Genomic DNA, 20,064 nt, shown 5'->3' on the forward strand with positions numbered 1-20,064 from the left:
CATCACCTCTCATCGAATGCGTCTTCGATAGCCGACATAACCGGCTTCGCTGCGTATTCGATAACCCGGCGTGAACCTGTTTTCACGTCTGCGGTAAACTCCATATAAGGGGACAGCTTGTATTGTGTGCCTCCGCGCTCTAGATAGTTTTGACTGATTTGGATTTCCGCGAGGTAGAATTCAGCGTCTTCTTCTTCATAAGAAGAACGGCTGATCGATGCAATTCGACCTTCCAAAAATCCGTATTTGGCAAAGTTGTAGGTATCCATCTTCACTTTGACCGCTTGTCCGATTTCTACAAAACCCATGTCTTTACGCGGGATCTTCGCCTCTCCATGAAGGGCGTTATTGATCGGTGCAATGTCCGCGATGCTTTCACCTGGCGGTATCACAGCGGAGCGGAAGTTGAAGTGCACTTTATCTACTACACCGTCAATAGGGGCGTAAACCACGAGGCGATCCACTTTATCTGAGTGTTGAGGACGTAATATACGTTTCAACTTTAAGTCCTTGTTTGCTTGAATGATTTGTGCTTGATACTCGGCATTACGATTCTCCACCAAGTCTCGGTACTGCTTCTCTAGTTTGTCGAGTTGGAAGCGCTCATTCATGACCGACTCATCGAGATTTTCAATCTCACGCACCATGTTTGACTCTTGAACCTGCATATTCAGAACATCGACATAAGATGCCATTTCTTCTTTGTACAAGGTGTTCTTGATATTGAGCTGCTTGCGAATCAAAGAAAGTTGATTCTCGGAGCTTTTACGGCGCTTGAGCATTGAATCAATAAGCGAATTCTTATGTTGGATATCGTGAGTGATCAACTCTTCATTGGAACGGTTTTTAGAAAATTCTTGCTGCCAGGTATTCATGTTGACTTGCACTAATTCTGGGTACTTTTCGATGTAGGCAGAAAAATCGGGTTCCACCATATCGCGCAGGCTTTCGTAACGAATCTTGTCTAGCTCAAGCTGAATGATCTCTGTGTTTACCGTATCAAGTTGAGTGTTTCTATCCAGAGAGCGAAGGCGTGCAATAGGCTGACCTTCATAAACCACTTCGCCTTTGCGCACTAGCATTTCTTCTAGAATACCGCCTTCAAGGTGTTGCACTTTTTCGATGTCAGATTCGAGCAATAGCTCACCGCGCACCGACACCACAATGTCGATACGAGCCTGAGATGCCACGGCGATAGCCACCATGGAAAGCAAAAAGATAACCAGCAAGGTTTTGTGTACGCTGGTCATTGCACTGGCTAGCACGATTGTATCGTCTGCTGTTACCTTCGAAGCTTCGTTGTTCGAAACAAGCGCCTTTTTGAGGTGATGTTCTATTTGCTTATTACTCATGAGCCACCCCTATGATTCACTACCTGTGCGGCTATCGATTGAATTTTCGATTTTTAACAGCTGGCTAATTTGTTTGTTTACGTTGTTAAGCTCGGTTTTAACGTCCTCAATCAATTCATTAGGAGCAGGGAAATGGTGTTTATTTAAGTGTTCAAGTTTTGCCAATTTTGGTGGTAAGTCGTCATCACATAACAAGACGAGAATGGTCTTTAGTCTTTTTGAATAACATCTGAGTGCTTCAAAACGGTTTTGTTTATGCAGCATCTCAATATCAATCCCTGCGTCACTGAAATCTTGGTAAAAATCGCCTAATAGCAATTGCAGCCCTTTATGGCTGTTGTCGACTGAGCGCAACAGATTTGTCATATTTATCATTATCCCACCGCACTAATTGCTTTAATGACAACAAGTAAGGATCTTTATACTGGGTTTTCAAATTTTTTTGTTTTTATGGAACTCGAAAGGTATGAAAAAAGTTGTATAAAAAAGTTGTATAAAAAAGTTGGTTTCTAAAAATGGTGTCCTTTACTGCCTCTAAATACGATCAGTTAGCTAAAAGCAACGGAGGCTGTAATGGCAGGCGACACTAATCAAGAAAAAGACAATGAAAAGCTTAACGATGCGGTAGAGCAAACAGAAACGAAGGATACGGGGACAAAAGAAGAAAAACAGCAGTCGACCGTCTCTTCGACTGTAGCGACCGGTGCTGAAAGTGCAGATGCTGTTGATGAAGCCAATCGTGCGATGGAAGAAAATCCTAGTGGCGCGGGTACGGAAGAAGAAGCAGTGAGCTCGGGTGGCGCAGTTCAAGAAGAGGATACTGAAAGTAGCAGCGACTCTGACGCTGCACAATCCAATGTTGTTGATAGTGTAGCTTCTAGCGGAGAATCAGGTGACGAGGCTCTGGGCAGCGGTGGTTCGGATTCTGGGGCGGGTGCCCAAGCGGTCGGTGGTGGTGATGCCTCTGGCTCTGAAGGTGGTTCGGACGCAGAAGGCAATGAAGCGCAAGGACAAGCGGCACAAACTTCATCTGCGCCAAGTGCGTCTTCAGACTCTGAAGGTTCTCAAGGTGGTGACGAGCTAGATTCAGAAACCACTGAAGAGAGCTTCGCGGTGGATGTACAAGACACCAGCGAAGAAACCACGACGCAAGTAGAAGACGATTTCGACTCCGAAACTACGAGCGAAACGTTCCAGATTAAAGTCGAAGGTGAAAATGACGCGCCAGAAGTAGGGCAAGATCTGGCATACATCATGGATGAAGATGGCACTATTACCTTCACTCAAGAACAACTTCTCGGATACGCGAGTGATGTTGATGGCGATGATCTTGCCGCATTCAACGTGCAAGTGGGTGCTAATGCATCGGTTGTGGATAATGGTGATGGCACTTATACCGTCACACCTGATACTGATTTTAATGGTGAACTCGGCTTAACGTTTGATATCAGTGATGGTCAAGAAACCATTTCTAGCTCGATTGATTTAACTGTTCGTCCAATCAATGACGCACCAGTGCCTGAAGATAAAACCTTTGAGGTGGAAGAAGACGGCACGCTGATCTTCACCGATGCTGACCTGCTTGCTGGTGCAACGGATATTGAAGGCGATAACCTAACAGTTGAGGGCGTAAGCTACGACGGTGGCGACGGCATCCTGACCGACAACGGTAATGGGACTTACACTTTTGCGCCAAATGAAAACTTCAATGGCGATGTGAACTTTAGCTTTGATGTGTCCGACGGCACGGATACGGTTTCTGCCAACATTGATGTAAGCGTTACGCCAGTCGACGATGCACCAGTATCTGGCAATCTTGCATACTCGGTGGATGAAGATGGCTCGATTCGTTTGAGCCAAGAGCAGTTGTTGTCGCAAGCTTCCGATGTGGAAGGCGATGCACTGACGGCATCTAATCTTTCGGTAGATGGCAACGCGACGGTAACTCAAAATGACGATGGTAGCTTCACCATCACGCCGGACGCAGATTTTAATGGTGATATCGACATCAGCTTTGATATCTCAGATGGCACGAATACCGTTCAAGCAACCGCTGACCTAACCGTTAATCCAATCAACGATCTGCCTGTTCCTCAAGACCAACAGTTCAGCGTGGAAGAAGATGGCACGCTGATCTTTACGGACGCAGACCTGCTCAGTGGTGCAACGGATATTGAAGGCGATAACCTAACGGTTGAGGGCGTAAGCTACGACGGTGGTGACGGCATCCTGACCGACAACGGTAATGGGACCTACACTTTTGCGCCAAATGAAAACTTCAATGGCGATGTGAACTTTAGCTTTGATGTGTCCGATGGCACAGATACGGTTTCTGCCAACATTGATGTTAACGTTACGCCAGTTGATGATGCGCCAGTATCTGGCAATCTTGCTTACTCAGTGGATGAAGATGGCTCGATTCGTTTGAGCCAAGAACAGTTGTTGTCGCAAGCTTCTGACGTGGAAGGCGATGCACTGACGGCTTCTAACCTTTCGGTAGATGGCAACGCGACGGTGACTCAAAATGACGATGGTAGCTTCACCATCACGCCGGACGCAGATTTCAACGGTGATATCGACATTAGCTTTGATATTTCAGATGGCACGAATACCGTTCAAGCAACCGCTGACCTAACCGTTAATCCAATCAACGATCTGCCTGTTCCTCAAGACCAACAATTCAGTGTGGAAGAGGACGGCACGCTACAATTTACCGATGCGGATCTGCTTGCAGGTGCGACCGACATTGAAGGCGATGACCTTTCTGTAACGGGAATCAGCTACGAAGGAACCGACGGCGTTCTAACTGACAATGGCGATGGCACGTATAGCTTTGCGCCAAATGAGAACTTCAACGGTGATGTAAACTTCAGCTTCGACGTATCTGATGGCACAGATACAGTTTCAGCGAATGTGGATGTGAGCGTTACGCCGGTGAATGATCCTCCTGTGGCTGGTTCAACGTCTTACACGGTTCACGAAGACAACTCTATTACCATTTCTGACGCGCAACTGTTGGCAAACTCTTCGGATTTAGAAGGGGATGTATCGATTGATAGCGTGAGCTACTCTGGCAGCGATGGTGTGTTGCAAATCAATGGTGACGGTACGTACACCTTCTCTCCAAATGAAAACTTTAATGGTGAAGTGACGCTTGATGTTGTCGTCGCTGATGAAGAAGGCGCAACGGATGTCACCACTGCTGGCATTACAGTACTGGAAGTGAACGATCCACCAGTCGCTGGACCAACTTCTTACACTATTGATGAAGATTCAGTTCTGACGTTTAGTGAGTCGCAAGTGCTGTTGAATGCCTCTGATGTGGAAGGCGATGTAGAGCTTGTTGGCATTAGTTACGATGGGCCGGATGGCATTTTCACCGTTAACGATGATGGCACGTGCAGCTTCGCGCCAAACGAGAACTTTAACGGACAAGTTCAACTTGATGTCACCATTCGAGATGAAGATGGAGCAGAAGTTGATACCGTCATCAATGTGAATGTATTGCCAATCAATGATGCGCCAGTATCGGGTGATTTGGCTTACAGTGTTGATGAAGACGGCACGCTTCAGTTTACTGACGCAGACCTGCTTGCAGGGGCGACCGACATCGATGGCGATAACTTAACGGTTGATGGCATTAGCTACACAGGCAGCGATGGTGTGCTGACTGACCACGGCGATGGTACTTACACCTTTGCACCAAACGAAAACTTCAACGGCGATGTCAGCTTTAGCTTTGGTGTTTCTGACGGCACTGAGACCGTACCTGCCAATGTGGATGTGAGCGTCACTCCAGTGAACGATCCTCCGGTTGCGGGTTCAACGTCTTACACGGTTGATGAAGATAATGCGATTACGATTTCCGACGAGCAGCTTCTGGCTAACTCTTCGGATGTGGAAGGCGCGGTGTCCATCGATAGCGTGACCTATTCAGGCACCGATGGCGTATTCCAAGACAACGGTGACGGTACTTACACCTTCATGCCGAATGAGAACTTCAGTGGTGATATCAGCCTTGATGTGATTGTGGCGGATGAGCAAGGTGCGATTGACGAAACGACCGCAGGCATTACCGTCATTGAAGTGAATGATCCTCCAGTTGCCGGTCCAACGTCTTACACGATTGATGAAGATTCAGTACTGACATTCAGTGAGTCACAAATTCTTGCCAACGCATCTGATATTGAGGGCGATGTAGAGCTTGTTGGCATCAGCTATGAAGGCTCGGATGGTATCTTTACCGTCAATGGTGATGGTACTTGCAGCTTTGCACCAAACGAGAACTTCAATGGTCAAGTTCAGTTGGATGTGACCATTCAAGATGAAAATGGGGCAACCGTTGATACGCACATCAATGTCGACGTATTGCCAATCAACGATCCACCAGTATCGGGTGATTTGGCTTACACCATCAACGAAGACAGCTCAATCACGCTAAGCCAAGAGCAGCTGCTTGCCAAAGCGGGCGATATTGATAGCGAGAACCTTGAAGCCATCAATCTATCGACAGATGACAACGCGACGATTCAATACAACGATGATGGCAGCTACACCATCACACCGGATGAAAACTACAACGGTGACCTAGATCTGACCTTCGATATCATTGATAACGATGGCGGCTCGGTACAAGTTGGTCTGGATATTACGGTTAATCCTGTGAATGACTTGCCACAAGCGCAAGATCAACAGTTCACGGTAGAAGAAGACGGCACCTTGCTTTTCACGGATGCAGACCTATTGGAAGGCGCATCGGATATTGACGGCGATGATCTGTCTATCGAAAATGTTCTCTACACAGGTGCGGACGGCGTGCTTACCGATAATGGTGATGGCACTTACAGCTTCGCGCCGAATGAGAACTTCAACGGTGATGTTCAGTTCACATTCGATGTGTCTGACGGCACAGGTTCAACACCAGCATTCATTGATGTCAGCGTGACACCAGTGAACGATCCACCGGTTGCCGGTTCTACGTCTTACACGGTTCAAGAAGACGGTCAAATCACCATTAGTGACGAGCAGTTGTTAGCTAACTCTTCTGATGTGGAAGGCGATGTAGCCTTGGCGAATGTTAGCTACTCTGGTAACGACGGTAGCTTCGTGGACAATGGCGACGGCACATATACCTTCACGCCAAATGAGAACTTTGACGGTAACATTTCGCTCGACGTTACGGTTATCGACCAAGATGGTGCAACGGATACAACAACCGCAGGCATCGATGTTATCGCGGTGAACGACGCACCTGAAACGTCAGGCATTCAAGCTGAAGTGGATGAAGATAACGCCATCACCATCACGCAAGAACAATTGCTTGCTAATGCGACAGACATTGAAGGTGATGACCTTGTTGCCAGCAATCTACAAACCAATGACCCGGATGCGACGATCGTAGCCAACGATGATGGTTCATTCACGATTACGCATACGGAAAACTTCAACGGTGAGTTGGACTTCACTTATAACATCAGCGATGGCGAAAATGATGTTCTGACCACGTTGGATCTGACCGTTAATCCTGTCAACGATGCGCCAGAAGCGGGCGACGAGATCTTTATTCACGCAGAAGAAGACCAAACAGTGGGTGTTTCTCTGCGTGAAGAGCCTGCGTTACGTCTCGACCAAGCCCCTGAAAACGGCATCATTGAAGCAAATCTAAATGACGAATGGGTACAGCTAGAAGTCGGGCAGGAGGTGCCTGCAGACACGGAAGTGCGCTTCATTCCAAATGATGATGCATTGGCGAACGGTACGCATACGAGTCAAATTGGTACCTTTGACGACAACGCCAGCCTTGATGATTGGGGTACTGCTGTTGACCCTTACACACGTGAGTTTGTCGATGGCGATTTGAAAGTTACCGTTCAAAGTAATGATGACCCACTCGGTGCGTGGAATGGTAAAACACACATCGGTCACGGTATTGGCGATACTGACCGCCAAGGCTTGAGCGGTGATGAAAAACTAACTGTGACCGTTGAAGGTCAAGACATCAACGAAATCAGCTTCCACCTAGATGGTCTAGGCGGCTGGTTTATGGAGGAGTCTCGCCACTTTACGGAAGTCGAAATTCGCGCATTCAACTCCGATGGAGACTTGATCGACTCGATGACTTACCACAAAGAAGATCGTGGTAGCTATGAGACGGATTACACCCTAACGGTGAACGAGCCTGTATCTTACTTTGAGCTAGGTACGATTCAAGGTAACGGTACTTACGTGGTTCAAAACATGACGGTTTCGCAAACTTGTCATGATGAAGCGGTGTTCACATCTATTGGCGTGGACGGCACGGAAATCACTGAAACGGTAGAACTGAATATCCGTGAAGGTGATAGTGAAATCGAACTGACTGCTGATCTACCAAATGTGACCATTGATACCGAAGGTTCTACGCAGTTTGCCTCTGTGGTTATCACAGAAGAGCAGCTTCTCGCACAAGCGAGTGATATCGATAGCGATGTTCTTGATATTCAAAACCTAGAGCTGGTGGGGGATAACGCGGAGCACGCTACGTTAACTGACAACGGCGATGGTACATGGACAGTCACACCAGATGAGAACTTCTACGGTGAGATTGAGCTTGGTTACCAAGTTACAGATGGTGAACTCACTGACGACAACATCATCAACATCAACTTCGAAGCAGTAAACGATGCGCCAATCGTTTCTGGTCCGATTGTATTGTCGACTGATGAGGATGTGGGCATTACGTTTAGCGCGGACGACCTGCTTGCGAATGCAAGTGACGTGGAAGGCGATGCGCTGTCTATCTCTGATATCTCTTACAGCGGTGATAACGGTGAGCTTGTCGACAATGGCGACGGCACTTACACCTTTATGCCGAATGAAAACTTCAATGGTGAAGTCGACATCGACTACAAAGTCTTCGATGGCACCGATGAAGTCGATACTCATCTAGATCTGACCGTTATTCCGGTCAACGATGTGCCAGTTCCTGGTGCACCGCTGCATACTCAAATGCTAGAAAACGGCACCATCATCATCGAAGCAAAAGACCTGTTATCAGGTGCGACCGATGTGGATGGCGACATTCTGCATATCGAGAATCTACTGCTTGTTGACCAGTCACAAGGTACGTTGACAGATAACGGCGACAACACCTTTACTTTCGAACCAACTTCGAACTTCTACGGTGAAGTGAACCTGACCTTCGACATCAGCGACGGTCAAGCAAGTGCACCAAGCACTGCGAAGATCGATGTTGAGATCGTCAACGAAGGTCCAGAGGTCAGCGGTCCGGTTGATGCGGTCGTCGATGAAGATGGCTCAATTACCATCACTCAAGAAGACTTGTTAGCGAACGCGACGGACGTGGATGGTGACAACCTTGAAGCGGTGAACCTGTCGACCAACGATCCTAATGCAACCATCGTTGAGAACGCTGATGGTAGCTTCACGATTACACCGAGCGAAAACTTCTTTGGTGAAATTGAATTTACTTATGACGTAACGGACGCGATTGAAACCGTCGCTGCGGATCTAAACCTCACCGTTAACCCAGTGAACGACCTGCCAGACGTGCCTGATTTGTCCTTTACCACAGAAGACGGCGAAGCTATCACGATTACTGAAGCAGAGCTGCTGGCTCAAGCGACGGACATCGAAGGCGATGATTTATCTGTTGTGAACGTGACGAGTTTAAGCGACACGGTTCAAGTGACAGACAATGGCGATGGCACTTACACGTTAACGCCAGAGCAGGGCTTCTTTGGTAATGTTGACCTCACGTTTGATGTGAGCGATGGCACCGATGTGGTGGCGGCAAACATCGACTTGAAAGTTGAGTTCGTCAACGACGCACCAGAAGCAGCACCAATCGTGGCAGACGTGGACGAGGATGGCTCTATCCTCGTGACACAAGAAATGCTGCTTGAAAACGCCAGCGATCAAGATGGTGATGACCTATACGCAACGGCACTAGAAACCAATGATCCGAATGCCTCTATCGTGGACAACGGCGACGGCACCTTTACCGTTACACCTTCACAGCACTTCAATGGGGACATCGAGTTTACTTATGAAGTGAGCGATGGTGAATTGAGTGTTGCCAATGAAATGACATTGACGGTGAACCCAGTCAATGACATTCCAATTGTTGCGCCTGGCATGTACCACATTGAAGAGGATGGCAGCATCCTCTTCACGCAAGAAGATCTTCTGAGTGGTGCGATTGATATTGATGGTGATGACCTCACCGTTACCAGCATTAACTACTCGGGTGATGAAGGTACTGTAACGGACAACGGTGACGGTACATTTAGCTTCGTACCAGAAGAGCACTTCAGTGGTGACTTGCAATTCAGCTTTACTGTTTCTGACGGTACTGATGAAGTTGAGCAAGACATTAATGTCCATATCGAAGCCGTGGCAGATGCGCCAGACCTAGTCATCACTGATGGCGACGGTCGAAACGTGGATGACCAAGCGATCTTGGTTGAGCCAGGCGGTATTGTTGAAGTGAACATTGCCGCAGCATTGGTTGACCAAGACTTGTCAGAAACGCTGACTGTGACCGTGGATGGTGTTCCTGAAGGTTCGGTGATCAGCTACGACAACGAAGGGGTGCTTAACGATCAAGACAACGGTATCACCAGTTTCAACGATACTGAAATCACGGTTACGTTTGAAGGTGAAACCGCGGGTTACCAAAACACAGCGGGTTACTACAAAGTCGATGAAGATGGCAACATCACGGGCGTTGAAGTGGTGTACGAAAACGCCTCTCAAGTTGGCGGCGGCGGTGACCTCGTTCCGGGACAAGATCAGTTCAGCTTCCAAATCTCGGAAGGGGAAAGCTTCAACCTATTCTTGATTCCTAACGGTCACAACTTCAATGACTTTGCGTCCATGCAAGATGGTCAGTACGAGTTCCGTGCAGCAGATGGCTCTCCTGCGAACATGGATACAGTTGACCCACAACTCGTGTTTGTTGGCGCTGATGGTTCTGAAACCGTGATTCAAAGCCAATTCGGTGATGCAGTCTTCCATGGTGGTTCAAGCTCAGAGCTCAACCAAGATGGCATTGAACATACCCGAACTACCGTGAACGAAGACGGTGAACTGGTTTACGGCTTTGAAGATCTTTACGGTGGCGGCGATGCCGATTACACCGACTTCAACTTCACTATTGATGTCGGTGAAGTGAACAGCCAGATCTACAGCGGTGAAGTAACAGTAGGACCAGATGGTTCTGTAACGCTTCCAACCACGGCAATTGAACAAGAGCTACAGATTCAATTGCCAGAAGACTTTAACCAACAGCTAGAAATCAATGTAACGGCAACGGCAACAGAGCTATCAAATAATGATTCTGAAACCGTTTCTCAAACCATCTACGTCAATGCAACAGGTGCTCACATTGAACATGCACCTGAAGCATTGCCTGTTTCAGCGATGGTTGAAGAAGATGGCTCAATCCTAATTACGCAAGAAGATTTGCTTGCTAATGCGCGTGACTTGGATGGAGACCAACTGACAGCACTGAACTTGGCAACGGATGATGAAAACATCACCATCACAGACAATGGCGACGGTACTTACACCTTAACGCCAGATGCGGACTTTAATGGTGATATCACCTTTACGTTCGATGTGTCGGACGGCGATGATGTTGTCTCTACCAACCTTGAGTTATTGGTGTCACCAGTTAATGATGCGCCTGAACCACAAGATCAAGCGTTCACTGTTGGTGAAGATGGTGTGCTGACCTTTACTGATGTGGATCTGCTAACAGGCGCTACCGATATTGAAGGGGATGACTTATCTGTTGAGGGCATCACTTACACAGGCGCAGACGGTGTTCTTACTGACAATGGCGATGGCACATACAGCTTCGCACCAAACGAGAACTTCAATGGCGACGTGAACTTCACTTTCGATGTTTCCGATGGCACGGATACCGTGACGGCAAATATCGATGTAACAGTGACGCCAGAGAACGATCCACCGGTGGCTGGCAGTACGGCTTACACCGTTCATGAAGACAATTCGATTACCATCAGTGACGAGCAGTTATTAGCGAACTCATCGGATATTGAAGGCGATGTATTGATTGATAGTGTGAGCTACAGCGGTAACGATGGTGTGCTGGAAATCAACGGTGATGGTACTTACACCTTCTCACCAAACGAGAACTTCAGTGGCGAGGTGAGCCTAGATGTTGTCGTAGTCGATGAAGAGGGTGCAACGGACTCTACTACTGCTGGCATTACTGTGATTGAGGTAAATGACCCACCAATCGCAGGTCCTACTGCATACACTATCGATGAAGACCAAGTTCTGACCTTTAGTGAGTCGCAAGTGCTACTGAATGCTTCGGATGTTGAAGGTGATGTTGAGCTAGTAGGCATCAGCTACGACGGTCCAGATGGCATCTTCTCAGTAAACGGTGATGGTACTTGTAGCTTTGCACCGAATGAAAACTTCAACGGTCAAGTACAGTTGGATGTGACCATTCGCGATGAAGATGGCGCAGAGGTCGATACTTACATCACTGTTGATGTATTGCCAATCAATGATGCACCAGTTTCGGGTAACTTGGCGTACAGCGTCGACGAAGACAACTCAATCACACTGAGCCAAGAGCAGCTTCTTGCTCAAGCATCGGATGTAGAAGGTGATGCGCTGAGTGCGTCTAACCTAGTGGTTGACGGTGATGCAACAGTTACGGCAAACGACGATGGTAGCTTCACTATCACGCCAGATGCGAACTTTAATGGCGACATTGATATCACGTTCGATATCAACGACGGCAGCGACACTATTGTTGCAACGGCGGACCTAACCGTTAACCCAGTTAATGATTTGCCGCAGCCAGAAGATCAAGCGTTCACCATTGGTGAAGATGGCGTGTTGACCTTCACTGATCAAGACCTGCTTGATGGTGCAACGGACATCGATGGCGATGACCTATCGGTAGAGGGCGTCACTTACACTGGCGCGGACGGTGTCCTAACCGACAACGGTGACGGCACATACAGCTTCGCTCCAAACGAAAACTTCAATGGCGACGTGAACTTCACCTTCGATGTTTCTGATGGCACGGATACCGTGACCGCGAATATCGATGTGAGTGTTACGCCAGAGAACGATCCACCGGTGGCAGGCAGCACGTCTTACACAGTGCATGAAGACAACTCGATCACCATTAGTGACGAGCAGTTACTGGCGAATTCATCAGACGTCGAAGGAGATGTCGCGGTTGATAGCGTTAGCTACAGCGGCACAGATGGTGTGTTCCAAGACAATGGTGACGGTACGTACACCTTCTCGCCAAACGAGAACTTCAATGGCGAAGTGAGCCTAGACGTTGTCGTGGTCGATGAAGACGGTGCGACGGATTCAACTACCGCAGGTATCACGGTACTTGAGGTGAACGATCCACCAATTGCAGGCGCGACCAGCTACTCAGTGAACGAAGACGAAGTCATCACCATTAGCTCTGAGCAGTTATTGGCGAACGCTTCTGACGTTGAAGGTGAAGTTGCGATTGATAGCGTCAGCTACAGCGGTTCCGACGGTATCTTTACCGATAACGGTGACGGTACATTCAGCTTCGCACCAAACGCCAACTTTGATGGCGATGTGAGCCTAGATGTTGTGGTTGTTGATGAAGACGGTGCAACTGCGGCAACTAACGCAAACATCGATGTATTGCCAATCAACGATGCACCAGTATCGGGCAACTTGGCTTACAGTGTCGATGAAGACAATTCAATTACGCTAAGCCAAGAGCAGCTTCTTGCTCAAGCATCGGATGTAGAAGGGGACGCGCTAACCGCGACTAACCTAGTGGCTGACGGTGATGCAACGGTCACGGCAAACGATGATGGCAGCTTTACCATTACGCCAGATGCGAACTTTAACGGTGACATTGATATCACGTTCGATATCAACGATGGCACCGACACTATTGTTGCAACGGCTGACCTAACGGTTAATCCAGTTAACGACCTACCACAGCCAGAAGATCAAGCGTTCACTATTGGCGAAGATGGCGTCTTGCTGTTCACTGATGAAGATCTGCTTGATGGCGCAACGGATATCGATGGCGATGACCTATCGGTAGAAAGTGTGTCTTACACTGGCGCAGATGGTGTCCTAACCGACAATGGTGATGGCACTTACAGCTTCGCGCCAAACGAAAACTTCAATGGCGACGTGAACTTTATCTTCGATGTTTCTGATGGCACGGATACCGTGACCGCAAATATCGATGTAAGCGTGACGCCAGAGAATGATCCACCAGTGGCAGGCAGCACGTCTTACACGGTGCATGAAGACAATTCGATCACCATCAGCAACGAGCAGTTATTGGCTAACTCATCTGATGTCGAAGGCGAAGTAGCAATCGACAGCGTGAGCTACAGTGGCCCAGATGGCGTGTTCCAAGACAATGGTGACGGCACTTACACCTTCTCGCCAAACGAGAACTTCAATGGTGAAGTGAGCCTTGACGTTGTGGTTGTCGATGAAGACGGTGCGACGGATTCAACCACCGCAGGTATTACGGTACTTGAGGTGAACGATACACCAATCGCCGGCGCGACCAGCTACTCAGTCAACGAAGACGAAGTCATCACCATCAGCTCTGAGCAGCTATTGGCGAATGCTTCTGACGTTGAAGGTGATGTCGCGATTGATAGCGTCAGCTACAGCGGCTCCGACGGTATCTTTACCGATAACGGCGATGGTACATTCAGCTTCGCACCAAACGAAAACTTCAACGGCGATGTGAGCCTAGATGTTGTGGTTGTTGATGAAGACGGTGCAACTGCGGCAACTAACGCAAACATCGATGTATTGCCAATCAACGATGCGCCAGTATCAGGTGATTTGGCCTACAGCGTAGATGAAGATGGTTCTATCACTCTCAGCCAAGAGCAACTTCTTGCACAAGCCGGCGACGTGGATGGCGATGACCTAACGGCATCCAACCTGACTGTTGACGGCAATGCGACCGTTGTTGCGAATGACGATGGTAGCTTCACTATCACGCCGGATGCTGACTTCAATGGCGACATTGATCTGAGCTTCGACATTACGGACGGTGATGCGACCATTCAAGCGACTGCCGATCTGACTGTGAATCCAGTAAACGACCTACCAACGGTTGGTCAGCCACAGTTCGTCACGCAAGAAGACACCAGCTTCACCTTTACCGAAGAGCAACTGCTGCAAAATGCAGGTGATATCGATGGTGATAACCTAACGGTTGAAAACGTTGCTTCTGACAGTGGTACGTTAGTCGATAACGGGGACGGCACGTACACCTTCGCACCAAACGAAAACTTCGATGGCAACGTCAACGTGACGTTTGATGTCAACGATGGCACTGCAACGGTTCCTGCTGAAGCGAACATTGATGTTCAATCTGTGGTTGATATGCCAGAGCTGTCGATTGCTTCAGACTTGGTGATTGCCTCTGATAACTTCGAGTCTGGCTCGAACGGTTGGAACGCAAACACCGAAAGTTCACAAGGCTTCGAAACGGGCGACATGTTGGGTCGTATTGGTGGCACTGGCGGTGATGAAGCGGTCAGCAAAACCTACGAGATCCCAAGCGATGTCAACGAAGTTAATATCTCGTTTAGCTTCTACGAAATCGACTCTTGGGATGGCGAGTCGTTCCAAATCTTTGTCGGCGGCGAACAGCTAACGACGTTAGAGAACTCCGCGTTCCGTACTCAAGATGGCACGACAACGCTTTACGATTCTAACGGTAATGAAGTGGGTGAAGTGATCCACGGAGCCTCTCAACGTGAAGGCTTCAGTGGTTGGAACGACCAAGCTCACCAAATCAATCTGACGGTTCCTGTTGAGGATGGCGAACTGCAACTTGGCTTCGGTTCAACCTTGAATCAGTCAACTTGGGATGAATCGTTTGGTATCGACAACATCGAAATCACGGTAGCGGACGCGGATTACCAAATCATTGGCACCGAAGATACACCAGTGCCGCTTGATATCGATGCAGCGTTAACCGATACCGATGGTTCAGAAAACCTCGCTATCTTGATTGAAGATGTGCCAGAAGGCAGCTCATTATCAGCGGGTGTCGATAATGGCGACGGCACTTGGTCACTACAACCGGGCGAGCTAGAAGGGCTAGAGTTTATTCCTTCTGCAGACTTCAATGGCGATGTGACGCTAACCGTGAACGCAACCTCTACGGATGTGGATACAGGTACAACGGCGACAGCGACGCAAGATGTGACAATTCATATCTCGCCAACCAATGATGCACCAGAAGTGACGGGTGATATCACTGCAGTCACTGCCGAAGACAACAGCATTACGCTGACTCAAGAGCAGTTACTTGAGCATGCCGTTGATATCGATGGTGACGACCTAAGCGCAATCAACCTGAGCACCAATGATGAAAATGCAACGGTTGAAATGAACGAGGATGGCAGCTTCACCATTACTCCGAGCGAGAACTTCTACGGTGATATCGAGTTCACCTACGATGTGACTGACGGGGAAGAAGTGGTTGCGGCTGGTCTCGATCTAACGGTAACACCAGTCAATGACGCTCCAGAGCCACAAGATCAAGCGTTCACCGTGGGTGAGGACGGTCTTCTTACCTTTACCGATGCTGACTTGTTAACAGGCGCGACAGATGTAGAAGGTGACGACCTAACCGTTGAAGGCGTGACTTACACAGGTGCAGACGGTGTCCTAACCGACAATGGTGATGGCACATACAGCTTCGCACCGAACGAGAACTTCAATGGCGACGTGAACTTTACGTTCGATGTGTCAGACGGTGCGGATACGACCTCTGCCAACATTGATGTGAGTGTGACGCCAGAGAACGATCCTCCGGTGGCGGGCAGCACGTCCTACACCGTTCATGAAGACAACTCGATCACCATCAGTGACGAGCAATTACTGGCTAATTCGTCGGATATTGAAGGCGACGTAGACATCAGTAGTGTGACTTACAGTGGTAACGATGGTGTGTTCCAAGACAATGGCGATGGTACGTACACCTTCTCGCCAAACGAGAACTTCAATGGCGAAGTCAGCCTAGACGTTGTAGTTGTCGATGAAGAGGGTGCGACAGACTCAACCACTGCGGGTATTAACGTTCTTGAGGTGAACGATCCACCAATCGCAGGTGCGACAAGTTACTCTGTTAATGAAGACGAAGTCATTATCTTCACGGAAGAGCAACTGCTAGCGCAATCAAGCGATGTGGAAGGCGACGTGAGCCTAGAAAGCGTCTCTTACAGTGGTAGCGACGGCATTCTAACGGCGAATGACGATGGCACTTACAGCTTCGCACCAAATGAAAACTTCAACGGTGGCGTAAGTCTAGACGTAGTCGTCGCTGATGAAGACGGTGCAACTGCGACAACCAACGCGAACATTGATGTATTGCCAGTCAACGATGCTCCGGTATCTGGCGACTTGGCTTACAGCGTCGATGAAGACGGTTCAATCACATTGAGTCAAGAGCAGTTACTGGCTCAAGCGGGTGACGTCGACAGCGATAATCTAGAAGCAGTGAACTTAACCGCGGTAGCCAATGCAACCGTTGTTGAGAACCAAGATGGTAGCTTTACGATTACGCCTGATGCGAACTTCAATGGCGATATCGACCTAAGCTTCGACTTGATTGATAACGATGGTGCGAGCGTGGAAGTGGGCGTCGACCTAACGGTGAACCCAATTAACGATGCGCCGCAATCAACGCCAGTGAATATTGCTGGCACCGAAGATACCACCATTCTTATCACGCAGGACATGTTGCTTGCTAACGCAACAGACATCGACAACACCTACGACGAACTGTCTGCTGTCGACCTAGTGATTGATGAGCAATACGGTGACTTGCTAGACAACGGTGATGGCACTTGGTCATTCACTCCGGCAGAGAACTTCAATGGTGATGTGCCAATGTCGTTCGGTGTCAGCGATGGTGATTTAGTTACGCCGGTTGAAGGCAATCTAAACATCGAAGCGGTTAACGATGCACCAGAAGCGCCAACCATCCAGATGCAAGGCGAAGAAGATGTGGTCATGGTGATTGACCCTGCTTACATCGCTGATCAAGTTACGGATCTTGATGGTGACGAAATCAGCGTAGAAAGCATCACGGTTCGTGCGCCTGCAAACGCGACATTAACTCAGCAGCCAGATGGTATGTACCACTTGGTAACCACTCAAGACTTCAATGGTTTGGTGGAACTGGGCTACACCGCGACGGATGGTGAAGAAGTGGTTGAAGGCTCGTTGAATGTGGATGTCATTCCAGTCAATGATGCTCCATTCAATGTGGGTAATGCCTTTATGGCAACTGACGAGGATGGCGCATTCACCTTCGACGCTGGCGACCTGATGAACTTGTTCGGCGATATCGATACTGAAAACCTAGTCGTATCACGCATTATCACCGCAGAAGGTGAAGATGGTGGTGAGGTAACAGACAACGGTGACGGTACTTGGACATTCACACCGACTGGCGATTTTGCAGGGGTTTCTGACTTGCAAGTTGTAGTGAGTGACGGTGAGTTTGAGACGGTACTTGATGTACCAGTGTTTGTTCGCCCTGTTGCGGATGGCGCGGTCATCACAACCGACCATGATGGTCCGTTAGTCTTCGGTGAGGACGAAACGGGTCACCTAGGCTTGAATGTCGGTCTAATCGACGATTCAGAAACGCTAAGTAACCTAGTGATGACTGGTTTCCCTGTTGGCTTCGAAGTTACGGATGGTGTGAACACCATTACCATTACGGAACCGGGTCAATACATCGACTTGAACGAGTGGGATATTTCAGACCTGCAAATGACGCCTCCAGCTGACTTTAATGGCGAGTTCTTCGTAACCGTGACCGCAACCACGGTGGATTATGGTGACGAGCCAGAAGAGTTCGAAGATGGCATCGATTCAGGTGACTTCGAAACCCTAGCGGGTGAGCCAGTTATCCTAACCGCAGATGACCTAATCGGATTGGCAGAGAACGTAGACGCTGACGCGGGTGATGAAGTGAAATTCGTGCACCTAGCTGATCGCAGCCAAGGTGAAATTGTCGATAACGGTGATGGCACATGGACATTCAATCCAGCACCAGGCTTTACGGGTGAAGCGGATATCGCTTACGTGATTGATAAAGACGGTGTGCTTCATGATGAGCAAACGGGTGTGGTCGTGAAAGAAGACGCACCACAAGATAATGTTTCTCCAGAAATCGACAGCATTTCTACCACAGAAATGGCTGCGGATGGCACCTTGTCGTTCACCAATGATGACATGCTATCTACCTTGAGCGATGCAGAAGGCGATAGCTTGAGCATTGAGTCAGTGAGCCTAATGGAAGGTCAAGGTGTGATAGAGGCCGATAACCAAGGTAACTACCAATTCACACCAGCAGAAGGGTACACCGGAGATGTTCAAGTTGGCTTTATTGCAACTGACGGTGAAAACCGCATTGAGAGCTTCTTTAATGTCGACATCCAAGGTGAAGGTGAAACCACAACCAGCGAAGGCTACGCACTGGCTGATGATGGTTCACTAACACTAACGGAAGCACAGTTGATTGATGAGCTTGGCATTAGCCCTTCTGCAGAAGTGTTGGATGTCGCCGATGCAAACGATGCTGGTTTCTTTGCGAAATCAGGTGATGAAGAGTGGACATACTGGCCGAACGATGACTTCGATGGCAATTTGGCTATGGATGTTCAGGTCAACGACAACGGTGAAGTATCGACTCAGAATCTGAGCATCCAAGTTGCGGACGATTCAGCGCAAAGCGACGAGCCACAAATCCAAACTGCTCAAGCATCATCAGAGCAGCAAGTCGGTGAAGCGCAACAGCCTGAAGAGCAAGCAGCAAACGGTGCAGACAGTGAAGAGGAGAGCGCAGCTGATGTGACTGCAGCACCAGGCGGTACCATTTCTATCTCGGTTCCAGATGAGGTCAGTGGTAACGAATCGGTGGATTATGCAGAAATGTCCGGTCTACCTGATGGTGCATCAGTAAGTAACGCGCTGGATAATGGCGATGGCAGCTTCACATTAAGTGGCAACCTGAACCAACCAGTATCGGTTGACTTACCAGAAGGTTACGAAGGTACGAGCGAAATCCAATTCCAAGGTTACGACGAATTGGGCAGCGCAGTAGAAGGTGCGAGTGGCACAGTTGAAGTTGAAGTCGATGATCAATACACCATGCAAGGTTCTGCTCAAGATCAGCAACCAGATATGGCGGGTATGGAATCTGGTGGCAGCGACTGGACAAGTGCGGGAGGTCAAGATCAAGGTGTTGACTTCACGGATGACTCTGGCAGCTTCGACTCGGATACTCAAACGGGTACTGACCAAGGCAACGATTTCGATCAAAGCTCAATGTAACCAGTCCTAGACGAGGGCAGTGTCATTGCTGCCCAAACCAAAGCCATGCAGAGCCTACTTTGCATGGCTTTTTTGTTGGGCTTCTTTCTATGAGCTGTAGAAAAAAACTTGGAAATTGAAAAAAGTATTCTTAGCTAGTTTATACCCAAGTAACTTCGAGATGTTAGGTTCAGCGAGAATGGCTTGGTTTGTAGACGCGGCGGCGATTTAAAGGTCTAGTGGGTCTAAATCAAGAATCGACAACAAAGTATACAAACCAAGACAGCTCGCCCTTCGGGAGCGTGTCATTGACTCGGTTTCTGTGTCAAACAACTTGGAAAGA

Annotated in this window: 3 protein-coding genes; 1 reads left to right on the top strand and 2 read right to left on the bottom strand. The window is 48.6% G+C overall.

Annotated features, from left to right (window positions below):
- Positions 1–2: 2 nt before the first annotated feature.
- Both H9L11_RS19650 and H9L11_RS19655 read right to left on the bottom strand, forming a co-directional pair.
- Complete coding sequence (locus H9L11_RS19650; RefSeq protein WP_033906830.1) at positions 3–1,352, bottom strand: HlyD family type I secretion periplasmic adaptor subunit; 1,350 nt, start codon at positions 1,350–1,352, stop codon at positions 3–5.
- A 9-nt stretch (positions 1,353–1,361) separates the two neighbouring features.
- Positions 1,362–1,730 (bottom strand): hypothetical protein, encoded by a 369-nt coding sequence (locus H9L11_RS19655; RefSeq protein WP_031777210.1) that lies wholly within the window; start codon positions 1,728–1,730, stop codon positions 1,362–1,364.
- A 195-nt stretch (positions 1,731–1,925) separates the two neighbouring features.
- Between H9L11_RS19655 and H9L11_RS19660 the strand changes: the two genes are divergently transcribed.
- Positions 1,926–19,742, top strand: a complete 17,817-nt coding sequence (locus H9L11_RS19660; RefSeq protein WP_205391110.1) for a tandem-95 repeat protein — start codon at positions 1,926–1,928, stop codon at positions 19,740–19,742.
- Positions 19,743–20,064 lie beyond the last annotated feature (322 nt).

This window comes from Vibrio sp. sp1 (assembly GCF_016920955.1).
Taxonomy (GTDB): Bacteria; Pseudomonadota; Gammaproteobacteria; order Enterobacterales; family Vibrionaceae; genus Vibrio; species Vibrio alginolyticus.